The sequence below is a fragment of the Acinetobacter sp. ATCC 27244 genome (assembly GCF_000156555.1).
GTDB lineage: Bacteria > Pseudomonadota > Gammaproteobacteria > Pseudomonadales > Moraxellaceae > Acinetobacter > Acinetobacter haemolyticus.
In genome coordinates, this window is record NZ_GG665965.1 from 22,518 (window position 1) to 27,633 (window position 5,116).

Annotated in this window: 5 protein-coding genes; 1 reads left to right on the top strand and 4 read right to left on the bottom strand. The window is 36.6% G+C overall.

The features are described from left to right. On the top strand, positions 1-825 hold an 825-nt coding region (locus tag HMPREF0023_RS14250; protein ID WP_008942426.1), incomplete at its 5' end, for a bile acid:sodium symporter family protein. A 61-nt stretch (positions 826-886) separates the two neighbouring features. Here the strand turns inward: HMPREF0023_RS14250 and HMPREF0023_RS14255 are convergent. The 4 genes from HMPREF0023_RS14255 to HMPREF0023_RS14270 form a co-directional block, all read right to left on the bottom strand. Beyond that, entirely contained in the window at positions 887-1,888 is a 1,002-nt protein-coding gene (locus HMPREF0023_RS14255) for a 2-dehydropantoate 2-reductase (RefSeq protein ID WP_008942427.1), read from the bottom strand. A gap of 147 nt (positions 1,889-2,035) precedes the next feature. Next, positions 2,036-2,914: a glyoxalase III HchA gene (gene hchA, locus HMPREF0023_RS14260; RefSeq protein WP_008942428.1), complete on the bottom strand. Its 879-nt coding sequence runs from the start codon at positions 2,912-2,914 to the stop codon at positions 2,036-2,038. Positions 2,915-3,020: 106 nt separating this feature from the next. Continuing rightward, complete coding sequence (locus tag HMPREF0023_RS14265) at positions 3,021-4,025, bottom strand: NAD(P)H-quinone oxidoreductase (protein WP_008942429.1); 1,005 nt, start codon at positions 4,023-4,025, stop codon at positions 3,021-3,023. A gap of 7 nt (positions 4,026-4,032) precedes the next feature. After that, positions 4,033-4,908 (bottom strand): AraC family transcriptional regulator, encoded by an 876-nt coding sequence (locus HMPREF0023_RS14270; RefSeq protein WP_008942430.1) that lies wholly within the window; start codon positions 4,906-4,908, stop codon positions 4,033-4,035. Positions 4,909-5,116 lie beyond the last annotated feature (208 nt).

Genomic DNA, 5,116 nt, shown 5'->3' on the forward strand with positions numbered 1-5,116 from the left:
ATGGCGGGGCTTGGTTTAGAATTAACATTAAAAGATTTTGCTAGGATTAGTAAGCATCCAAAAGTTGTCTTTATCGCTTTATTCTGTCAGTTGTTTCTATTGGTTGGGATTGCTTTTTTAATCTGTAAAATTTTAGCCTTACCACCATTGTTAGCTGTTGGTTTAATGCTACTCGCAGCCTCCCCTGGAGGAACAACTGCAAACTTATTTAGCTATTTATATAAGGGTGACATTGCGCTCAATATTAGTTTAACAGCGATTAATGCTGTGCTAGCAGCCGTATTCCTTCCTTTTATTGTCAACTTTTCTATTCTTCATTTTATGAATGAAGGTCAGCAAGTTGGTTTGCAGTTTTCAAAAGTGATGCAGGTGTTTTTAATTATTTTGGTGCCTGTTGGTATCGGGATGTTAATTCGTCATTATGCACCTCATTTTGCTGAAAAGCTTAACCGTCCAGTACGTATTTTTGCTGTGATCTTTCTCGTAATCATTATTCTAGGTGCAATTATTACTGAGCGCGAGAACCTGATGAATTACATTGGGCAAATTGGCTTGGCTACCGCACTTTTCTGCGCAATTAGTTTAATGGTTGGTTATTTCGTACCACGAATGTTTGGTATCAGTTCATATCAAGCACGTGCATGTGCATTTGAAATCGGTATTCATAATAGTACGCTAGCGATGACGATCGCACTAACAGTTATGGCAAGTACCACCATCGCAATGCCTGCTGCTGTATATTCGATCTTCATGTACATTTTTGCGACGATTTTTGGAATTTGGGTAACAAGATTCGGACCACAAGAGACAACAAAAGCAGTCTAATCTAAATTTCTTATCGAAAAGCGTATAGCGATGCTATACGCTTTTTTTATGGAGAATCGAATCAGAATTGCATTAGCTGTGCTTTAAGTTTTGATCCAGACCATGCTTTCGGCTCTGATTCTGCTTGTTTTACCAGCTCAATTAATTTCTGGTTAATTGGTGCTGTCAAATTCAATTGGCTCGCTAAATTAACAACTTCACCATTGATCCAATCGATTTCAGTTTTTCTTCCAGCCATTAAATCATCAGCCATCGAAGAACGTGCAAGTGGATCAATCGCGAGCATTTTCTTACTCACAATCTTAAAAATAGGATTGGGTAATTTTAAAATTTTAGGAATAAATTGTGCTGGAATTGGGGGCAGTTTTGCTGGTTTGATTTTGGCTATTTTTAATAGATTTAATGTTTCTAATTGAGCAAGTGCCAAACACTGACGATATTCTCGAATAGATAATTCTTGTTTCAGTGGAAGTTGGGATAGTGCATTGATTGAATTATTTAAGTTCAATAATAATTTTGCCCATTGCACAGCTTGCATATCTTGTTCTAGCTGAATTTCTAGCTTTGATTTTTTAAATGCACGCACGAGTTCAACTAATTGCTCATGGCTTTTGACATACAAAGCACCATTTGTTCCTTGGTGGAATCGACCATTCCCCAAAGCTGCGACATTAAAAGGTACCATTCCTTCGAGTATAGTGTGGTCTGTTAAAATTCGTTTTAAAATCCAGACATTACTTAAGCCATTTTGAAAACTAATAATAATGGTCTTTTTCTTTAAAATATCTTTTAATTCAAGGGCTACTTGTTCAGTAGATGCTGATTTTACGCAAACCAAGACAATATCTGCATGAGCTGCTGTATTGGGATCAATGCTGATTTGTAATTGATTTGCAGAAATGGTTTGCTTGAATCCTGTGTAATCTGAAACAGTTAAACCGTAAGTTTGAAGTTCTTGCTGAACTCTAGGACGAACAATAAAATCTATGTCATAGCCAGCAGCAACGAGCCTACCACCAAGATAGCATCCAATACTACCTGCACCATAAATACATATTTTCATTGATGATCTCTAAATCTCTGATTGTCTATTGCTACTTTTCTAACATAATCAATATTGCGGACACGATTTGTCAGCTAGCTTACAGGTTTTAAATTTTGCTCAAGAAAAAGCCCAATATTGAATTGGGCTTTGAACTTATAAAATAACTTATGCGTTAAGGCTTGGATCAGCTAATAAAGTTTCAGCAGCAAGTTTACCCAAATTATTAGAAGCCAATGGACTATCACCCGTTAACAGTTTTCTATCCTTATGCACTTGTCCTGTGATCCCTTTATTTAGGATTTCTACGCCAAGTTTTTCAAGATTTTCGCCGACGAGCCACGGCAATTGTCCTGGCATATATCCAATATCAATATTGGCACCTTTATCTAATGAATCTGGAAAAACACAGACTTGATAGCCTTTAAAAATGTAGTCATTTGGATTTTCATCTACAGCAGCTGCCAATAAAGAAGCTGGGCCATGACATAAAGTAATAACATATTTGTCATTATCCACTGCCCATTTTAATAAAGCCTTAACTTCTTTACTCTCAGGAATTTTAGCCAAAACCCCATGCCCACCTGGAATGAAAATACCAGCATATGGTGAGTCAGCGCTTAAAGCCTGATCTAAAATATCTGCCAATTTTAGTGGTGATTTAAGTTGTTTCTCGTACTTGTGATAGGTATCCAAAACCACTTGCTCTTCTTTTGGCATTGCCCACATTTCAAGTTTTACTGGATTACCTGAAAGTGTTGCAACGTCAAAGGCAAAACCAGCATTATCCAAATGGAACATCGGTAACAACATTTCTACTGGATGATTTCCTGTAGAAAAGAACTTCTCATTTTGCATCAAGATATAGCGTTCATCCGTTGCAATCATGAGGATCTTTTTATCGCCCTGATATGGATTTGGGTATGTAGTTCCGTCATAGTCAGTTTTAGGAGCCGTATATTGACTTAGAGAATAAGGTGATGGAAAAAATGCATTATCTTCGGCTAAATCTGGGGTTGGGTTACGATCATCTGTATTTGTTGTCATGTTCAAATTCCTCGTAGGATATGTTTGATTTACATATTGCTTTTCCAAGTGATCATTCTCAAGCTTGATGTATAAATAGGCATAGAATGGATATGATTAGGCACAATTACGATTTAATTTCGAGTACCACTTTTCCAATATGTTCACTGCTTTCCAGACATTGGTGTGCTGCAGCAACCTCTTCAAAAGCAAAAGTCTTATAAATAATCGGTTTACATTGACCTGTTTCGATTAGTGGCCAAACCAACTGCTCCAATTCTTGGGTAATTTTTGCTTTTTCATCATTGGTTCGAGCACGCATCGTTGAGCCAGTCACCACAGCGCGTTTGAGCATGAGTTCTTGAATATCAAAGCCATCTACTTTGCGACCACCCATAAATCCGATAATTACCAGTCGCCCATCTCTTTTTAGCAATCTCAGATTCTGATTAAAGTAAGCAGCACCGATAATATCTAAGATCACATCAACACCTTGCTGATCTGTGCGTGATAAGATTTCTTGTTCAAAATCTTGCTTCTGATAATTAATAACTGTCGAAATCGAGCTTAATTTTTCTACTTTTTCTTCACTTCCCACTGTGGAAAAAGTTTGAATACCCATCGCATGACATAAGCTCAACGCTGTAGAACCAATTCCACTAGCTCCTCCATGAATTAACACGGTTTCTTTCTTTTTTAACTGTCCGATCTGAAATAGATTTGCCCATACTGTGAAATAAGTTTCTGGAATAGCTGCTGCTTCAATAAAGCTCAAATTTTTGGGAATCGATAAGGTTTGATTTGCAGGTACAGCACAGTATTCTGCATATCCTCCGCCGTTGGTCAGCGCACAGACCTTATCACCGACTTTAAATTTTTCTACTTTTGAACCGATTTGAGAAATGATGCCAGCAACTTCCAAGCCTGGAATTTGCGTTACACCTTTCGGCATCGGATACAACCCTTGTCTTTGCAAAATATCAGGGCGATTGATGCCTGTGGCATAGACTTCAATTAGTACTTCATCTTCTTTAATCTCAGGTTTCTTACCTTGTATAACTTTTAGAACTTCAGGACCGCCAGCTTGAGTAATTTCGATATATTTCATTTGTTCGCTACTATTTTGATTCATGATTTACTCATTCCTTATCTATATTTACTTCAGTTTGATTAGGAGAAAAACCAAACTGCTTTTTAAACTCTCGACTAAATTGAGATGAGCTTTGATAACCAACAGCATAAGCTGCTTGAGCAACGCTTTGGTTTTCGTTTTGCAACATTTGTTTTGCCTTATGCAACCGCGTAACTTTGAGATACTGCAAAGGAGAATGTAATGTGACTTGTTTGAATGCTTTATGAAACGCAGAAATACTCATATTGGCTTGCTCAGCAAGCATTTCCACTGTTAATTTCTCTGTAAAATGATGTTGAATATATTCACAAATCTTATAAATCTGTCGTAAATTGCCTTGAACCACTAATCCTGTTAAAGCATCTGCACCCGAATGTTGAATAACTCGATACAATAACTCTCGTTTAATTTGTTCACCTAAAATCAAGCTGTCTTGTTCAGAACTTAAAGTTTTTAATAATCGTATCAATACATTCGAAATGGTTTCATCATATTGAATTACACTCATGCCAGTGGTGAGTGGTTTAAATTTATCATTTTCTAAATATGTTTTTGCTAATAACTCATTTACCGTATCTGCCTCTAGTTTCATGATCATCGCAATCATAGGCAATTCAGGACTCGCTACCGTATCACAATCAAATGGCATAGACACAGAGACGATAAGGCATTCACCTTGCTGAAATGCATAGGTTTCAGTTCCGATATAACCACGTTTACTGCCTTGTAAAACAAAAACTAAGGTCGGTTCTTGCAATACGGCTAATGGTGGTGTGTTGTGATCTACACGCATCAAAGTGATGCCATCTATTGCCGTAGCAAAGAAGCCTTCTTTAGCAATAAGTTTTAGAAAAAGTGAGATGAGTATTTGGTCATTCATCATGTGTCATCTGATGATTTGAAATATGATTTTTATTATTAAATAGCAAACAGATAAAAGCTGTTAGTTTTATGCAGGATTAGGCATGAAAAAGAGAGTTTTAAACATCTTAATTTGATTAAGATGATCAAAAAGGAAGTGGTTATCCTTTCTTATCTAAATATTCTAAATAGAAAAGATTCTGAAGTTAATTTTAGTACTTCTTATTGAA

Bases quoted from the DNA above. Each gene is read 5' to 3' on its own strand.
- hchA (WP_008942428.1), bottom strand. From the start codon at position 2,914: ATGACAACAAATACAGATGATCGTAACCCAACCCCAGATTTAGCCGAA.
- HMPREF0023_RS14270 (WP_008942430.1), bottom strand. From the start codon at position 4,908: ATGATGAATGACCAAATACTCATCTCACTTTTTCTAAAACTTATTGCT.
- HMPREF0023_RS14265 (WP_008942429.1), bottom strand. From the start codon at position 4,025: ATGAATCAAAATAGTAGCGAACAAATGAAATATATCGAAATTACTCAA.
- HMPREF0023_RS14255 (WP_008942427.1), bottom strand. From the start codon at position 1,888: ATGAAAATATGTATTTATGGTGCAGGTAGTATTGGATGCTATCTTGGT.